Source organism: Streptomyces sp. NPDC041968, assembly GCF_055589025.1.
Map to the genome: position 1 here is coordinate 94627 of NZ_JBVJCB010000005.1, position 16038 is coordinate 110664.

The window sequence follows — 16038 nt, forward strand, 5'->3', positions numbered from 1 at the left end:
AATCGGGCAGAACGGAATACATCACCCGCGCGGCGGGGGGGGGCCGGAGTCCGGTGGCCCGCTACTGGTCACCGGTTGCCGGCGGGCAGGAGGTGGACGGCGGGCAGAAGTGGCCGAGCGCCGTCCGCAGGAGCTCGCGCTCGTCCTCCCGGCCGTCGGCGTCGGCTCCGTAGGCGGCGATCGCGTACACCTCGCCGTCGGCGGCCACGAAACGCTCGTCCACGACGTGCCAGGGTCCGATCTCCGGCTCCCTCTTGATGGAGTCGACGAGGTACTCCAGCCGGGAGCCGGTGAAGTCGCCGTCGTCCAGCGTCTCCAGGGAGAGCCGGCGGAAACCGTCCCCCTTGGGTGTGGCGTCGGAGAGGAACAGCTCGAAGGACGCGGCGGGCGAGGACTCCGCCACCTGGTAGACCTGCAGCCGCCGCTCGCCGTCGGAGCTGCGGTAGTTGACCACGCCCATGCCGTACTCCGAGGGCAGTTCCTCGCGCACCCAGCCCTCGGGCCTGGCGAGGGTGAAGCCCTCCTCGTCGACGTGCACCTCGTAGCCGTCGGGCGGCTCGGTGACCGCTCCCGAGGGCTCCTCGGGGGATGCGGACTCCCCTGTCTCTCCTGTCTCCCCGGTCCGCAGGGCGGTGGGCTCGGGGGCCGGGGAATCCGCGCTCCCGGAGGCGCTCGCCGACTCCGCCGCCCGGCCGCCGCGGTCGTCCGTGCCGTCGTCCCCCGGGACCACCAGCGTCAGCACGAGGGCCACCACCGCTCCCGCCGCGGCGGCTCCGCCCAGCACGGACCACACCAGCCGGCGGCTGGGCCCGCCGGTGCCGGCGGGGGCCGGGGCCGGCGGGTATCCGGGCGGTGGCGCCCCCGGATGCGGCAGTTCGGGCGCGGACCAGGGGCCGGGGACGGGCGGCGGTACCGGCGCGGAGCCGCCGGAGGGGCCGGAGGGGCCGGTGGAGCCCGGGGGCTGGGGCGCTTGGGGTGTCTGGGGTGGCCGAGGCTCTTGGGGTGCCTGGGGTGTGGGCGTTCGGGGTGCCTCGGGCACGGGCCCCGGCCGGGGCGGTGGTGGTGGGGTGGCGGGTGTCGTGCTCCCCGCCGCGTCCTCCCAGCGCTGGGCGGCCTCGTTCCAGTACCGCTGCTGTCCCCCGCTCATCGGTTCACATCCCCAGCAGCCCGGCCACCGTCCCGAAGGACGCGAACAGCGACAGGGCGGTCTGCGTGTCCTCGAGCGCGGTCCGCAGCCGCTGGAGACGGCCCTCGGGGGTCGTGCCGGTCCGGGTGATCTCCTCCTCGGTGTCCGCGAGGGCGGTGTCCAGCTCGGCGGTCTGCTCGGTCCGCTGGATGCGGGCCAGGTCGGCGCGCAGCTCCCGCACCGCCTTCAGCAGCTCCTCAGCCGCCTCGTCGCGCGCCGGCGCGGTGCCGTAGTTGCCCGTCACGTTCGCGTTGTCGCCGACGGCGAACGTGGCCCCCTGCGCGTTGCCGATGTGCACGTTCGGCTCATGTGCCGCCATGGTTTCCGGATCCCTTCTGCGGCGCGCGGCCGCCCGACGTGGACGAGACGTGCGCCTTGTCGCCGACGGCGAAGGTCGCCCCCTCCGCGTTGCCGATGTAGGTGCTGCCGTTGCTGAGGTTCACGATTTTCTGGACGAACTCGCCGGTCTCGTAACCGGCGTCGGCCAGGGCCAGCCGCACCCCGTGCCCGACCCGGTCCTGGATGCTCCGGAGATAGCGGCTGACGTCCATCTCCTGGAAGGTCGACCCGGTGGGCGTCGAGGCCAGCTCCCGTACGGAGACCGCGGGCCCGGCGGGAAGCGCGCCGGTGTGGCCGCCGGTCAGCAGCCGCCAGCCGTACACCGCGCCGCGGCCGAGGGTGACCAGGGAGCGGCCCACGGACCCGGGCACCAGGACGACGGCGCCGGCCGCCTTGCCCAGCACGTTGTTGTTGCGGAACCGGTGGGAGGCGCGGTCGGCGTCCTTGAAGTCCGCGCGCACCGGCGTCAGCACGTGCGGGGCGATCTCCAGCATCAGCATCCGGCCCTGCGTGTGCAGGCGCACGAAGACCGTGACGACCAGCTCCTCCTCCCAGCCGCCGACCCGGATCCGCAGGAAGTGCCGCCGCTTCTCGGCACCCTCCTCCACGGCGCTCGTCCGGTGCTGCTCGAACAGCTCCCAGCCGTACGGGGCCTGCTCACGGTCGAGCAGCCCCTCCACCGGGAGGAAGACGCACTCGTCGATCTCCAGCCGGCGCAACCGGTCGCGCACCTGGGCGCCCGCGTACTCGGAGGGCAGGCGCAGCTGTTCGATCAGAGGCCGGACGCGGTCCAGGATCGCGCGGTTGCTGAGCGGCTGCTGCTTCCTCTCTTCGTCCGGCTTCAGCTCGACGGCCAGGACCCAGGTGTCGTACGCCGCTCCCGCCCCGCAGAAGGGGTGCCTCTCGTTGTACATGACCAGCGGTGCGTGCTGTTCCAGCCGGATGCGCCGCATCATCCGCTGGAAGCGGGCGCCGTCGCCCTTCTCCGCCGGGTCACCGGCCGCGTCCGGGAAGCGTCCCGGGGACAGCTCGGCGGCGAGCGCGCGGGCGAACTGGTTGCGCTGCGCGGCCACGCAGAGTCCGATGAGCACCAGGACGGCGATCCCGAACCAGGCCTGCCACACCTCGATCAGGTCGCCCCCGACGGACGGGGTGAGCAGCTCCGTGGCCTCCTGCCAGTCGCCGCCGCCCGAGTCGTAGGGGCCGTACGACGACGATCCGTAGGAGGAGTCGTCCTCGCCGCCGCCGAACGCGAAGGCGACCAGCACGAACAGGAAGAAGGCGAACTGCAGCCGGCCCCACCAGCGGGCCACGAAGGCCGCGAGCCGCCGGTACAGGGGCGGCTGCTCGGCGCGGCCGCGGAGCCAGGGGGCCAGGGCGAGCAGCACGCTGGGCCACACGAAGAAGGCGAGCAGCCAGCCGCTGAGGGGCAGGCCCACCACCCACAGCCCGATGACGGCCGCGGACCACAGCAGCTCGTGCCGGCGGGCCCGCAGGGCGTGTGCGAGGACCCGGGCCGCGTCGAAGCCGAGGGACGGCGCCACGATCCGCTGCTCGTCGAGGTACAGCTCCTCGATGACGCGGTCCCGGTAGGCGGGGTCGAGGTAGGTGCCCGCGCACAGCAGCCGGGTGGCCTCGCTGGCGTACGGCGGGACGGGTGCGGGTTCCGGCGGTGTCGCCGCGTCGCCCTGCTGTGGTTGCTGCGGCACGTAGGCGGTGCTCACGCCGATCCCCCGATGCGCGTGAAGTCCGTCGTCGTCGACGGACGAATTGACGAGGCATCAGCATAGGGGAGCGACCGGGCCCGCACGTCCCGAACGGGGACAGGGCACCCGGGAACACCTCGGCCCCCGGACCGCCCGTGAGGCGGTGCCGGGGGCCGGTGCGGTGGGTCAGATGAGGCCGAGACCGCGGACCGCGTCGCGCTCCTCCGACAGCTCCTTGACGGAGGCGTCGATGCGGGCGCGGGAGAAGTCGTTGATCTCCAGGCCCTGGACGATCTCGTACTTGCCGTCCTTGCAGGTGACCGGGAAGGAGGAGATGAGGCCCTCGGGGACGCCGTAGGAGCCGTCCGACGGGATGCCCATGGAGGCCCAGTCGCCGTCGGCGGTGCCGTTGACCCAGGTGTGGACGTGGTCGATGGCGGCGTTGGCGGCGGACGCGGCCGACGAGGCGCCGCGGGCCTCGATGATGGCGGCGCCGCGCTTGGCGACGGTCGGGATGAAGTCGTCGGCCAGCCACTTCTCGTCGTTCACGACCTCGGCGGCGTTCTTGCCGGCGATGGTGGCGTTGAAGATGTCCGGGTACTGGGTGGCGGAGTGGTTGCCCCAGATGGTCAGGCGCTTGATGTCGGTGACCGACACGCCCGTCTTCTTCGCGAGCTGGGTCAGCGCGCGGTTGTGGTCCAGGCGGGTCATCGCGGTGAAGCGCTCGGCCGGTACGTCCGGGGCGGCGGCCTGGGCGATCAGGGCGTTGGTGTTGGCCGGGTTGCCGACCACGAGGACCTTGATGTCGTCCGCGGCGTGGTCGTTGATGGCCTTGCCCTGCGGCTTGAAGATGCCGCCGTTGGCCTCCAGGAGGTCACCGCGCTCCATGCCCTTGCTGCGCGGGCGGGCGCCCACGAGGAGGGCGACGTTGGCACCGTCGAAGGCGACGTTCGGGTCGTCGGTGATCTCGATGCCCTGGAGCAGCGGGAACGCGCAGTCGTCCAGCTCCATCGCGGTGCCCGCGGCGGCGTTGAGCGCCGGGGTGATCTCCAGGAGGCGGAGCTTGACCGGCACGTCCGCGCCGAGCAGCTGGCCGGAGGCGATGCGGAAGAGCAGGGCGTAACCGATCTGGCCGGCCGCGCCGGTGACGGTGACGTTCACGGGAGTGCGGGTCATGGCGTTCTCCGTATGACAGCTGGCGGTGGGGCGTCCCTGCCCCGGGCGTCTGATCGATCTCTTGGTATCAAGAGATCCATGCAGCCGTCAGGCTATCGCGCCCGCGGTGCGCGGGACGTCCGGGCCCGTGTGGCCCGGCCCACAGGCGCCGCCGGGTCACCCGGGCGCCGCGGAGGGCGGGGGTGCCTGGGGGGGCGGGGGCCCGGGGTGCCGCGGCACGGTGCGAGCGGGGGCATGAGTGAGGCGGCCGCCTGTCCGGGAGAGGAGGGACGAAGGCGACCGCCGTTCGGGGGTGCCGTTGCCGGACTCCCGTGGGGGTACTTTTCGCGTGCCCGACTCGGCGCGGGCCATGCGTGTCCGGAGCGGATTTTCTTTTCCGGCCGTCGGGAACCGCCGCCCGTCTACTCCGTGCACCCCTTCTGGCCCGAGGCCAGCGTCACGCACGCCTCGGCGTCGGCCGGGGACTTCACCGCCACCATCGGCGTGTAGGCGACGGTGTCGCCGGTCCCGGTGACCGAGCCCGTCTGGGCGTTCCTGCCGTCCGCGCTCACCTGGACCTCGTCGCCCTGTGCGGCCTGGGTGACGCGGGCCCACGCGGTACCGCAGGTCTTGCTGTAGCGGACCTCGACGGCGGCCGTGCCGACGGTGGCGGTCGCGGCGGTGGTCACCAGGTCGCCGCCGCAGCCCATGACCTCCGGGTCCTTGCCGGTGCAGGAGTCGCCGCTGCACTTCACGCCCGGCGGCAGCGCGGGGTCGCTGCTGACGGTCGGCGACGGGGAGGGCGCGGCGCCCTCGTCCTTCTTGTCACCGCCGTCGTTCAGCAGGAAGAAGGCGCCCGCGATCACGACGAGCACGCCGACGACACCCGCGACGAACGTCGCCGTCCGCTTGCTGCCGCCACCGGCGGACCCGTTCCGCGAGCGGGAGCCGCCGCGCGGGGGCTCGCCGTGCGCGCCCGGGGTCCCCCGGTGGCCCGGGGCGGGGGTGGCCGGTGGGGTCGCGGGCCCCGCCTCGTCCCGGGTGCCCGCCGGGTGCGCGGGCCGCGCCGTGCGGTCACCGGTCGGTGCCGGCCCCCGGTACCCCGCGATGTTCCATGAGTTGCCGTCGGTCGCGTCGCCGGAGGACGGGACGGAGGGGAAGCCCGGCGCACCGCCGCTCCGCGCCGTGCCGACGGCGGAGTCGGGGCTGTCGGCGGCCGTCGGCTGCACGGGGACCGCCGGCGGCAGGGTGGGCGCGACACCGGCCGGCCCGGCGATCCCGGGCGTGGCCGTCGCTCCCCCGCCGTGGCGGCCGGAGCGGCTTCCCCTGCCGTTCCTGCCGCCGTTGCCCGACGCGGTCGCGGGCGTGCCCAGCTCGCCGAGCGCGGCGCGTGCCTGCGAGATCCGGATGGCCTCCATGGTCATGTCGTGGCGCATCTCGGAGCGGCTCCAGGCACGCTCCGCCAGCTCCCACATGGTGGTCAGGTGGACGGGGTTGGTCCCCGTCACCTCGGCCAGGGCCACGATGGCGCCCTTCGGCGCCAGCAGCCGGCCGTTCAGATAGCGCTCCCAGGACGTCTTGCTGTAGCCCGTGGCGTCGGCCACCGACGCGATGCCCAGCTCGCTGCGGTCCACGAGTCGACGCAGCTGGCTGGTGAACTCCTTGATCTGCGGATCGAGTTCTTCCGGCAAGGCCTTCCAACGAGGCATTGCTTCCCCCTCTTCCCCCCGGTGACGTGCTGTTCGTTCCCCGTTGTCCTCGCACGCGGCGTCCCGCGCGGAGTCCTCGTTCTGGCTACCCACAGGGATGCGCCCGGTCAGGAAGTCAGTTCCCGGGGTGGGGGCGCACAGGAGCACAGGGGCCGTGGGCATGCACCGTCGCACGCCCACCGGCCCGCGGTCCAGTGTCCCACCGGCGTCACCGTGCCCCGCACCGAACCCTCTTTTTCACGGCTCGCGTGACGGAGTAGCGGAACGGTCACTTCCGTGCCACAGCGGCCTGCCAGGCGTTGAACAGGGCGTTCGGCGTACAGGAAGGTGGGTCGCGGCGACGGCCCGTCCTTCCACGGGGGTGGAGGACGGGCCGTCGCGCCCCGTTCCTAGCTCACCGTGAAGTGCAGGGTGTCCTTCAGGAACGGGATCTCCAGCAGCGGGTCCGGCTGGGCCATCAGCGCCAGCAGCGCGATGGAGAGGCCGAGGACGCCGTAGGTGGCGATGTCGGTGAAGCGCGAGCGCACGGCGAGCATGCCGACGTCGGGCAGCACCCAGCGGAGCACGGCGCCGCCGAGCAGCGCGGCGCCGATCAGGACCAGACCCCAGCGGAACACGTCCAGCGCGCTGAGCAGGAGGCCGATCCCGACCAGGCCGACCACGAGCAGGATCGGCCACTGCCGGGCGGGCGCGGGCGCGTCGGCGGTGGCGGCCCGGCCGCCGCCCTCGGGGCGCGCGGTGTCACGGGTGAAGAGGGGGAACCGGCGGGTGGACCGCCGTGGCCTGCCCTCGGCGTCGGGCGCGCTGACGGGGTCCCGGACGGTGAGTTCCTCCCCGTACTCGGGGGCCGCCGGAGCCTCCGCGCGCGTACGGCCCTCGGCGCGCTCGCCGTCCTCCTGGCCCTCTGCGCGCTCCTGGTCCTCTGCGCGCGTGTCGTCAGCCGGCACTGCGCTCCGCCGCCTCGACCACGTTGACGAGCAGCTGGGCGCGGGTCATGGGGCCGACACCGCCCGGGTTCGGGGAGATCCAGGCGGCGACCTCGGACACGCCGGGGTGGACGTCGCCCATGATCTTGCCCTCGGCGTTGCGGGAGACGCCGACGTCGAGGACGGCGGCGCCCGGCTTCACGTCCTCGGGGCGGACCAGGTGCGGGGAGCCGGCGGCGGCGATGACGATGTCCGCGCGCTTGAGGTGGGCGGCCAGGTCGCGGGTGCCGGTGTGGCACTGGGTCACGGTGGCGTTCTCGCTGCGTCGGGTGAGCAGCAGCGGCATCGGGCGGCCGATGGTGACACCGCGGCCGACCACCACGACCTCGGCGCCCTTGATCTCCACGCCGTAGCGGCGCAGCAGGGTGAGGATGCCGTTCGGGGTGCAGGGCAGGGGGGCCGGCTCGTTCAGCACGAGACGGCCGAGGTTCATCGGGTGCAGGCCGTCCGCGTCCTTGTCCGGGTCCATCAGTTCCAGGATGCGGTTCTCGTCGATGCCCCGGGGCAGCGGGAGCTGGACGATGTAGCCGGTGCAGGCCGGGTCCTCGTTCAGCTCGCGGACGACCGCCTCGATCTCCTCCTGCGTCGCCGTGGCGGGCAGCTCGCGCTGGATGGAGGCGATGCCCACCTGGGCGCAGTCGCGGTGCTTGCCGGCTACGTACTTCTGGCTGCCGGGGTCCTCCCCGACGAGGATCGTGCCGAGGCCGGGCGTGACGCCCTTCTCCTTCAGCGCCGCCACGCGGGCGGTCAGTTCGGACTTGATCGCGGCTGCGGTGGCCTTGCCATCGAGAATCTGGGCGGTCATGCCCCCATCCTCGCGGATGACCGGCCCCCGGTTCCAATCCGGTCATGATCCGGACGGTGAGCGGAGGCCGCCCGGACACCGACCGGGCACCGGATCGACGACAAAGCACCGTCAAATCGCCAGTAAACCGACATCACGGAACACTTCACGCGTGTCCGTCCATGATCGACGTGGTTGCACTTGCACAACACCTCGCTGCCGGGCTGGACAAGCGAGAGACGGGTCAAGAACGATTGGGGTGCACAGTGCCGCGGGGCCGTACCGGGGGGACGAACCGCAACGACGTACCTCCTCCGAGCCGGGCCGCGCGTCGTCCCCGCACGTGACAGCGACGGAGGAAGTCCCGCCATGAGTTTCGGCGACCCGAACAATCCCTACGGTGCGCCGCAGGGCCAGCAACCGGGCTACGGCCACCCCCAGCAGCCGCCCCAGGGCCAGCCCGGCTACGGCTATCCCCAGCAGCAGGGACAGCCCGGCTACGGCTACCCGTCGGCGCCGCCCGTGCAGCAGCCCTACGGCGGCGGCGCGCCCACCACGATGCCCGGCACCGTCGGTGCCGCCCGGGTCATGCTCTGGGTCATCGTCGGCTTCCAGGTGATCGGCACGGCCCTCTTCGCCTTCTCGGCCGTCGCCGTCGACCAGGCCAAGGACGATCCCGCCTTCGAGGGGCTGGCCGACTACCCGACCGGCGCCCTGTGGGGCATCGCGGTGCTCGCGCTGGTCTGGGGCGTCTGGGCGGCCGTCCTGGCGGTGAAGTTCGCGGCCGGCGGCAGCGGTCTGCGCGTGACCGCGCTGGTCTTCGGCATCCTGACCGCGATCCTCGCCGTCTACCCGTTCACCATTTTCGGCATCATCCATCTGGTGCTCGGCATCCTGATCGCGGTGTTCGTCGGCAATGCGAACGGCGCCGCCTGGTTCAAGCGCCCGCGCTACTGACCCGCCGCGGAACGCTTTCTCGCCAATCACGTCACAGGGCCGTGTCTCACCCGTACGAGGGGGGCACGGCCCTGGTGCGTCGCAATAGTCTGGCCCGGGTAGCCGTCAGGCACGGGGAGACGCACCTTGTACAGCATCATCGTGGTACCTCCGCCGACCACGGAGGACGAACGCACCCGCACCCAGCTCCGACTCGCCCCCGGCGAACGGCTCGTCTTCGGGCGGGCCGTGCCCGAGGGCGGCCTGCTGATCGGGCACGACGGGGTGTCCCGCAGAGCGGGTGAGATCACCGCGCACGGCACCTTCTGGACCGTGAGCAACCTCTCGGCCCACCAGACGTACGTGGTGGAGAACCCCGAGGGCGCCGGCGAGCACATCAAGGTGGCGCCGGGCCGGCTGGACGCCCCGGTGCCCTTCGAGTTCTCCCGGATCGTGCTGCCCGCGGCGGGCGACCTGCTGCCGGTCGAGGTGTGGGCGCCGCGCCACGACTACCTGCGCGCCGAGGACGGCACCGACGGCGAGCCGACCGCCCCGGCCTTCTCCGTCGACCGCACCAAGCGGTACTTCGCCGTCCTGGCCGCCCTGTGCGAGCCGCGGCTGCGCGGGGCGCCGCACGCGCCGCTGCCGACCGTCGAGCAGGTCGTCGAGCGGCTGCGGCCCGGCTGGCCGGCCGCCTCGCGCACGACCGTCCAGTGGAACATCGACTACCTGGCGGTGAAGCTGCGCCTGAAGCCGGGGCCGGAGACGGCGGAGGCGGGCGCGCGGCTCAACGGCAAGAAGGAGTCGCTGGTCTCCATGGCGCTCCGCTTCGACCTCGTGCGGGAGGACGACCTCGTGGTCCTCGCCCCACCGCCGCGCCGGGTGCCGCGGTGACCGAGCCGTACGCCGTCGCCGTCCCGAAGGGCTACCGGGTCGGCGGCTGGGAGGTACGGGCGCCGATCGCGACGGGCGCCTTCGGCAGCGTGTACGAGGCCCGCCGCGTCGACGGTGGTGACGGTGCCGACGGGAGGCTGCCGCACACGGCCGCCCTGAAGTTCCTGCCCACCGGGACGGGCACCCCGCGCCAGCTCACCCACCTGCGCGAACTCGTCGAGCGAGAGGTCGAGTTGCACCGCAGGCTGCGCAGGCCCCGGCTGGTGCGGATGTACGAGACACTGGTCGTCGACGACCCGGCCCGCCCCGCCCTCGACGGTGCCACCGTCCTCGTGCTGGAGAAGGCGGAGGGGTCCCTGGCCGCCCTGCTGTCCGCGCGGCCCCGTCCGGCCGGCGGCGCCGCGCTGGTCGCCGAGGTGTGCGAGGGCCTGGCCCAGCTGCACGGTGCCGGGTGGGTGCACGGCGACCTGAAACCGGCCAACGTGCTGCTGATGGCGGACGGTTCGGTCCGGCTCGCCGACTTCAACATGGCCGCCGAGCTGGAGGGCACCCACGCCTACACGCCCGCCTTCTCCACCCCCGACTACACGCCGCCCGAACTGCTCTGGTCCGAGATCGGTGAACGCGGCCGCCGGGTCCGCCCCTCGGCCGACGTGTGGGCCTTCGGCGTCCTCGCCCACCTCGTGCTCAGCGGCTCCTTCCCCCTGCCCGGCGGCACCCCCGCGGCCCGCCGCGACGCCGGCGCCGCCTACGCCCGCGGCACCGAGGAGCTGCGGCTGTCCCCCGCGCTGCCCGAGGAGTGGCGGGAGATCGTGCGGGCCTGCCTGACCCGTACGCACGCCGAGCGCATCGGCACGGACGCCCTGTCCCGGCGGGTCGCGGCGGCGTCCGGTATCCGCATCGGGCGGTCCGTCCCGCGCCGCGCCCGCACCCGGCGGGTGGCCCTCGCCCTGACCGCCGCAGCGACCGCCGCCGCGCTCGGGTACGGCCTCGCCGTCCGCGACGACGACGAGGGCGGCGGCTCCGGGCCGGGGGCCCAGGGCACCGGCGCCACCGCGACGAACGTCTCCGCCGCCTCCTACGGCGCGGACGAGCTGCGCACCGACCGGGGCGTGCCGCCCGCCTACCGCCTGCTGATCGTCGAGACCGCACACGATTGCGATCGCAAGGACGTCAGCTCGCCCCTGATCGCCGCCATGCTGAAGGTGGAGAGCGACTTCGACCCGGCCCTCTCCGACCCCGCCCGGGACGAGTACGGCATCGCCCGCTGGACCCCGAAGGTGCTGCGCTGGTGGATGAACGAGGACGGCACCCCCGGCACCACCGTCCCCGAGCCGCCGTTCCCGCCCGCCGAGTCCATCCCGGCGATGGGCCGCTACCTGTGCTGGATCGCGCCGCGCCTCGACGCCCGCCTGCCGGGAGACCGCCGGGTGCTGATCGCGGTCGCCTACCGGACGTCGTACGACAAGGTGAACGACGCGGGCGGTGTTCCCCCGAAGTACCGCGACTACGCCGACCGCGTCGCCCACCACCTCAAGGAGTACACGCCGCGGGGCGCGAAGTGACCCTGTGAAGTGGCAGGTACCGCGCGGCGGGCGGCACGGGCACGGTGTGAGCACACCGCTTCGGCGGTACGACACCGACGTTCATGGGGGAACCACAGTGAACATCTTCAAGCCCGCCGCGCTGCTCGTCGCGGCCTCGGCCCTGGTCGCCGGCTCCACGGCCGCGGCCACCGCCGCCGACCCGGCCGGCACCCGGGTGACCGCGCTCCAGCAGGCGGCCGAACAGGTGCTGGCCGACCGGCCCGAACCGCTCCGGGTGACCGCCGACGCGGTGAAGTACGAGGGCCTGACCGTCACCGAGGCGCCCCGGACCATGGGCGCCCAGGACCTGGCCTGCGACTACGGCCACCTGTGCATGGTCGTCAAGGGCACCAAGTTCGACTTCTACAAGTGCCAGACATGGAACCTCACCAACTGGACCGGTGACGGGCCGTTCACCAACAACCAGACGCGCGGCACGGTCGCCAAGTTCTTCAACCAGGACGGAAGCGTCCGCTGGACCTCGACGGCCTACCAGGCGGGCACCGCGACGTGGGACCCGATCTGGTCGCTGCGCCCCTGCTGATCCACTCCGTTCGCCGGCCGGCGAACGGCGGCCCCCGGCCCCTCCCTGGAGGGCCCGGGGGCCTTGTGATGCCAATGCCCGCGGTGGCGGGCGCTGTGGGAGGGCTGACCTGAGCCCGGCTCAGAGCGCGCCGACGAAGGCCGACCAGGCCGCGGAGGGGAAGAGCAGGGCGGGGCCGTGCGGGTTCTTGGAGTCACGGACGGGGACGAGACCGGGGAGATCGTCGCTCACCTCGACACAGTCACCCCCGGTCCCGTTGCTGTAACTGCTCTTGCGCCACTGCACGGAGTTCAGGTCGATCCTGCTGTTGGGCTTCATTCCGGTACTCCTCAGCCGCAGCCTCGATCATGGCCAGGGACGCCTCCGGCGGCAGGGCGGCGGCCCTGAGCAGATCGTATGACTCGCGATAGTCCTTCACGAGAGCCGGATAGTCGATGACCTGACCGCTGTGCTCCCCTTCGGTGTACACCAGCGGGGGCGCGTCGGAAAAGGTCATGATCTTGGCCATCCCCATCATCAAGGGGTGAACTGCGGCGGTTTCCGGCACGACTTGCAGAATGGACCGCGTGGCCTTGACCCGTGCTGCGATGTGGCTCAGCAGTTCGGCCATTCCCGCGGGCGGCAGCACCCGCCTCCGGATCACGGAGCCGTCCAGGATCGCCCAGAACCTGGGCGGGGCTTCGCCCTCGAAGAGCCGGGACCGCTCCAGTCGAGCACCGACCCTCTCCGCGATCACGTCGTCCGACGCCCGCCACATCGCCGCTTTCGTGATCGCGCGCGCGTACGCGCTGGTCTGCAACAAGCCCGGAACGAGCAAGGGCGCCCACTCCTCGATGCCCTCCGCCTGCCTCTCCAGTTCGGCGATATCCGCGAAGTACTCGGCGATACCCACCCGCCGCGCCCGCGCCGCGTCTTCACACCGCCGCTGGAAAAACCCGTCCGTCCCCAGCCGTTCGTCCACATGCCGGGCCAGATCCATCGGCATCCCCCGCTCACCGCGCTCGATCTGGCTCAGGAACGAGATCCCCCGGAAGCTGCCTGCCGCCAACTGCTCCAGTGTCAGCCCCGCCTGCTCCCGCTGGAAGCGCAACTCCGCGCCGTAGAAGCAGGGGACGCTCGCCGAGGCGTCCGTGTCCTTACGAGGAGGCACCACCCACCACCGCCGTTCACCAGTTACCGTGCGCAACCGAAACGTCTGTCACGGTACCCCGGCCCGCGTCACTCTGTGAGCGATCCGTCACGGAACGCACTGGACGTGAAAGGCGTACTGCATGCACCCCCACGACACGACGTCTCAAGTCGAACAACTCCGGGCCGCCCTGGCGGCGCACGGCATCACGCTCCCGTCCCTGGGAACCGACCTGCCGACCTTCGCGAGCGTGTACCGCACGCCGCCGCTCATCGCGCTCGGCAACTGCAACGAGGAGACCGCCCGTGCCCTGACCGCCGTTCTGCGCAAGGCGGCCGGCACGTGAGTCCCGACCCCCTCGTGCTGGACCTGCTCGCGCTCCCCAAGGCGGTCCCGGAGGCCCGCCGCCACGTCCGCGCGTACCTGGGCTTCCCCTGCCCGGACGTCCAGCTCTGCGTCAGCGAGTTGCTGACGAACGTCATCGACCACGTGGGCGAGGGCACTCCGGTGGCCCTGCGGCTGACGCGGACACGGGACCGCGTACGACTGGAAGTCACCGACCTCGCACCGCACACCCGGCTCGCGCCGCGCCGCGCCCGCGACGACGACGAGAGCGGCCGGGGCCTTCCGCTGCTGGCCGCGGTGGCGCTGCGCTGGGGCGTCGAGCAGGGGCGTTGTGGCAAGACGGTCTGGTGCGAGGTCCGACCCGGGGAGGACTGAGGGACGGCCGCGCTCGGTGCGGGGACGACGGAGGGCGCCCCGGTGCCGGTGCACCGGGGCGCCCTCGCGTGCCGCGTCAGTGGAAGAAGTGCCGCGTCCCCGTGAAGTACATCGTGACGCCGGCCTTCTTCGCCGCCTCGACGACCAGTTCGTCGCGGACCGAGCCGCCGGGCTGGACCACGGCCTTCACGCCGGCCGCGGTGAGGATCTCCAGGCCGTCCGGGAAGGGGAAGAAGGCGTCGGAGGCGGCGTACGCGCCCTCGGCGCGCTCGGCGCCCGCCCGCTCGACCGCCAGCTTCGCGGAGTCGACCCGGTTGACCTGGCCCATGCCGACCCCGACGGAGGCGCCGTCCTTGGCGAGGAGGATCGCGTTGGACTTGACGGCGCGGCAGGCCTTCCACGCGAAGGCCAGGTCGGCCAGGTCGGACGGGGAGAGGGCCTCGCCGGTGGCAAGCGTCCAGGTGGCCGGGTCGTCGCCCTCGGCCTGGAGGCGGTCGGTGACCTGGAGGAGGGCGCCGCCGTCGATCGGCTTGACCTCGACCGGGGCGGCGGGCGCCTCGGGGGCGCGCAGCACGCGGATGTTCTTCTTCTTGGCGAGGGCCTCCAGCGCGCCGTCCTCGTAGTCCGGCGCGACGATGACCTCGGTGAAGATCTCCGCGACCTGCTCGGCCATCTCCTTGGACACCGGGCGGTTGACCGCGATCACGCCGCCGAACGCGGAGAGCGGGTCGCAGGCGTGCGCCTTGCGGTGGGCCTCGGCGACGTCCGCGCCGACCGCGATGCCGCACGGGTTGGCGTGCTTGATGATCGCGACGCAGGGCTCGTCGTGGTCGTACGCGGCACGGCGGGCGGCGTCCGTGTCCGTGTAGTTGTTGTACGACATCTCCTTGCCGTGCAGCTGCTCGGCACGGGCGAGGCCGCCGCCCTCGGGGGACGTGTAGAGGGCCGCCGGCTGGTGCGGGTTCTCGCCGTAGCGCAGGGTGTGGGCGCGGTCGTACGTGGCGCCGAGGAAGTCCGGGAACCGGGTCTCGTCGACGGGGGCGTACTCGGAGGCGAACCAGGAGGCGACGGCCACGTCGTAGGCGGCGGTGTGCTGGAAGGCCTCCGCGGCCAGCCGCTTGCGGGCGGCGAGGTCGAAGCCGCCGTCCTTGACCGCGGAGAGCACGTCGGCGTACCGGGCGGGGCTGGTGACGACCGCGACGGAGGGGTGGTTCTTGGCGGCGGCGCGGACCATGGAGGGGCCGCCGATGTCGATCTGCTCCACGCACTCGTCGGGGGTGGCGCCCGAGGCGACGGTCTCGCGGAACGGGTAGAGGTTGACCACGACCAGGTCGAACGGCTCCACGCCCAGCTCGCCGAGCTGCCGCCGGTGGCTGTCCAGGCGCAGGTCGGCGAGGATGCCGGCGTGCACCTTGGGGTGCAGGGTCTTGACGCGGCCGTCCAGGCACTCGGGGAAGCCGGTCAGCTCCTCGACCTTGGTGACCGGGACGCCGGCGGCGGCGATACGGCCGGCCGTGGAGCCGGTGGAGACGAGTTCGACGCCCGCCTCGTGGAGCCCGCGGGCGAGATCCTCCAGCCCGGTCTTGTCGTAGACGCTGACCAGCGCGCGACGGATGGCCCGCTTGTTGCTCTCGGCGGTCACTGGATAACTACCTTTCGTCCCTCGATGCGATAGCCGTTGCGGGCGAGCCGCCCCACGACATCGACGAGCAGCCTTCGCTCGACTTCCTTGATGCGCTCGTGCAGAGCGCTCTCGTCGTCCTCGTCCCGGATCTCCACCACGCCCTGCGCGATGATCGGCCCGGTGTCGACGCCGTCGTCGACGAAGTGGACGGTGCAGCCGGTGACCCTGGCGCCGTACGCGAGCGCGTCCCGCACGCCGTGGGCTCCCGGGAAGCTGGGGAGGAGGGCGGGGTGGGTGTTCACGAACCGCCCCCCGAAGCGGGCCAGGAACTCCTTGCCCACGATCTTCATGAACCCGGCCGAGACGACGAGGTCCGGCTCGTGCGCGGCGACGGCCTCGGCGAGCGCGGCGTCCCACTCCTCACGGGTCCCGTGGTCCTTGACCTTCCGCACGAAGGTCGGCAGCCCGGCGCGCTCGGCGCGGGCCAGCCCCTCGATGCCCTCGCGGTCCGCGCCGACGGCCACGATCTCGGCCCCGTAGGCCTCGACCCCGGTGGCGGCGATCTCGTCGAGGAGCGCCTGGAGGTTGGTGCCGGAACCGGAGACCAGCACGACGAGGCGCTTGGCTCGCTGGGCCACGGGCTTGGCGGCCACGGTGGGGGCCTTTCTCGGGGGAGCGGGTCGGTGCGGTCGGTCTCGTACGGCCGTCGGCTGCGCTCGTCCGCCGGTCGGAGGCGACCG

General features: G+C 72.9%; 17 protein-coding genes. 6 read left to right on the forward strand and 11 right to left on the reverse strand.

Annotated elements, in window-relative coordinates; all coding sequences use genetic code 11:
• Positions 1 to 61: 61 nt before the first annotated feature.
• From ACZ6EG_RS14055 to ACZ6EG_RS14085, 7 genes are all read right to left on the reverse strand, one after another.
• Positions 62 to 784: a hypothetical protein gene (locus tag ACZ6EG_RS14055; RefSeq protein WP_469604461.1), complete on the reverse strand. Its 723-nt coding sequence runs from the start codon at positions 782 to 784 to the stop codon at positions 62 to 64.
• A 367-nt stretch (positions 785 to 1151) separates the two neighbouring features.
• Positions 1152 to 1505, reverse strand: a complete 354-nt coding sequence (locus ACZ6EG_RS14060; RefSeq protein ID WP_361012625.1) for a hypothetical protein — start codon at positions 1503 to 1505, stop codon at positions 1152 to 1154.
• On the reverse strand, positions 1492 to 3249 hold the full coding sequence (locus tag ACZ6EG_RS14065) for a hypothetical protein (RefSeq protein WP_469604464.1): 1758 nt from the start codon (positions 3247 to 3249) through the stop codon (positions 1492 to 1494). The genes ACZ6EG_RS14060 and ACZ6EG_RS14065 overlap by 14 nt, the downstream gene beginning before the upstream one ends.
• A gap of 168 nt (positions 3250 to 3417) precedes the next feature.
• Complete coding sequence (locus ACZ6EG_RS14070) at positions 3418 to 4407, reverse strand: malate dehydrogenase (protein ID WP_391969877.1); 990 nt, start codon at positions 4405 to 4407, stop codon at positions 3418 to 3420.
• A 401-nt stretch (positions 4408 to 4808) separates the two neighbouring features.
• The gene (locus tag ACZ6EG_RS14075; RefSeq protein ID WP_469604467.1) at positions 4809 to 6095 is read right to left on the reverse strand and encodes a helix-turn-helix domain-containing protein; all 1287 of its coding nucleotides are present in this window, start codon (positions 6093 to 6095) and stop codon (positions 4809 to 4811) included.
• A gap of 389 nt (positions 6096 to 6484) precedes the next feature.
• Positions 6485 to 7042, reverse strand: coding sequence for a DUF3017 domain-containing protein (locus tag ACZ6EG_RS14080; RefSeq protein ID WP_391969879.1), 558 nt, complete (start codon positions 7040 to 7042; stop codon positions 6485 to 6487).
• Positions 7032 to 7886, reverse strand: coding sequence for a bifunctional methylenetetrahydrofolate dehydrogenase/methenyltetrahydrofolate cyclohydrolase (locus ACZ6EG_RS14085; protein ID WP_356601919.1), 855 nt, complete (start codon positions 7884 to 7886; stop codon positions 7032 to 7034). The genes ACZ6EG_RS14080 and ACZ6EG_RS14085 overlap by 11 nt, the downstream gene beginning before the upstream one ends.
• 348 nt (positions 7887 to 8234) lie before the next feature.
• On the opposite strand from ACZ6EG_RS14085, the gene ACZ6EG_RS14090 reads away from it, so the two are divergent.
• The 4 genes from ACZ6EG_RS14090 (at position 8235) to ACZ6EG_RS14105 (ending at position 11825) form a co-directional block, all read left to right on the forward strand.
• Positions 8235 to 8822: a hypothetical protein gene (locus tag ACZ6EG_RS14090; RefSeq protein ID WP_391969880.1), complete on the forward strand. Its 588-nt coding sequence runs from the start codon at positions 8235 to 8237 to the stop codon at positions 8820 to 8822.
• A gap of 126 nt (positions 8823 to 8948) precedes the next feature.
• Positions 8949 to 9695 carry an FHA domain-containing protein gene (locus tag ACZ6EG_RS14095; protein WP_356601915.1) on the forward strand — a complete coding sequence of 249 codons (747 nt, stop codon included), beginning with the start codon at positions 8949 to 8951 and terminating at the stop codon, positions 9693 to 9695.
• Complete coding sequence (locus ACZ6EG_RS14100) at positions 9692 to 11260, forward strand: protein kinase domain-containing protein (protein ID WP_469604472.1); 1569 nt, start codon at positions 9692 to 9694, stop codon at positions 11258 to 11260. Before ACZ6EG_RS14095 ends, ACZ6EG_RS14100 begins: the two co-directional genes overlap by 4 nt.
• A 97-nt stretch (positions 11261 to 11357) precedes the next feature.
• On the forward strand, positions 11358 to 11825 hold the full coding sequence (locus tag ACZ6EG_RS14105; protein WP_469604475.1) for a hypothetical protein: 468 nt from the start codon (positions 11358 to 11360) through the stop codon (positions 11823 to 11825).
• A 120-nt stretch (positions 11826 to 11945) separates the two neighbouring features.
• On the opposite strand, the gene ACZ6EG_RS14110 is transcribed toward ACZ6EG_RS14105, so the two are convergent.
• On the reverse strand, positions 11946 to 12143 hold the full coding sequence (locus ACZ6EG_RS14110; protein ID WP_469604478.1) for a DUF397 domain-containing protein: 198 nt from the start codon (positions 12141 to 12143) through the stop codon (positions 11946 to 11948).
• Positions 12067 to 12975, reverse strand: a complete 909-nt coding sequence (locus tag ACZ6EG_RS14115; protein ID WP_469604481.1) for a helix-turn-helix domain-containing protein — start codon at positions 12973 to 12975, stop codon at positions 12067 to 12069. Before ACZ6EG_RS14115 ends, ACZ6EG_RS14110 begins: the two co-directional genes overlap by 77 nt.
• A 121-nt stretch (positions 12976 to 13096) precedes the next feature.
• Here ACZ6EG_RS14115 and ACZ6EG_RS14120 point away from each other — a divergent pair, with 121 nt between their 5' ends.
• Both ACZ6EG_RS14120 and ACZ6EG_RS14125 read left to right on the forward strand, forming a co-directional pair.
• Entirely contained in the window at positions 13097 to 13300 is a 204-nt protein-coding gene (locus ACZ6EG_RS14120; protein WP_469604484.1) for a hypothetical protein, read from the forward strand.
• Complete coding sequence (locus ACZ6EG_RS14125; protein ID WP_469604487.1) at positions 13297 to 13674, forward strand: ATP-binding protein; 378 nt, start codon at positions 13297 to 13299, stop codon at positions 13672 to 13674. The genes ACZ6EG_RS14120 and ACZ6EG_RS14125 overlap by 4 nt, the downstream gene beginning before the upstream one ends.
• A gap of 76 nt (positions 13675 to 13750) precedes the next feature.
• Here the strand turns inward: ACZ6EG_RS14125 and purH are convergent, their stop codons facing one another.
• Both purH and purN read right to left on the reverse strand, forming a co-directional pair.
• Positions 13751 to 15316: a bifunctional phosphoribosylaminoimidazolecarboxamide formyltransferase/IMP cyclohydrolase gene (gene purH / locus ACZ6EG_RS14130; protein ID WP_391969887.1), complete on the reverse strand. Its 1566-nt coding sequence runs from the start codon at positions 15314 to 15316 to the stop codon at positions 13751 to 13753.
• Entirely contained in the window at positions 15313 to 15951 is a 639-nt protein-coding gene (gene purN, locus ACZ6EG_RS14135) for a phosphoribosylglycinamide formyltransferase (RefSeq protein WP_384695082.1), read from the reverse strand. Before purN ends, purH begins: the two co-directional genes overlap by 4 nt.
• Positions 15952 to 16038: the final 87 nt, after the last annotated feature.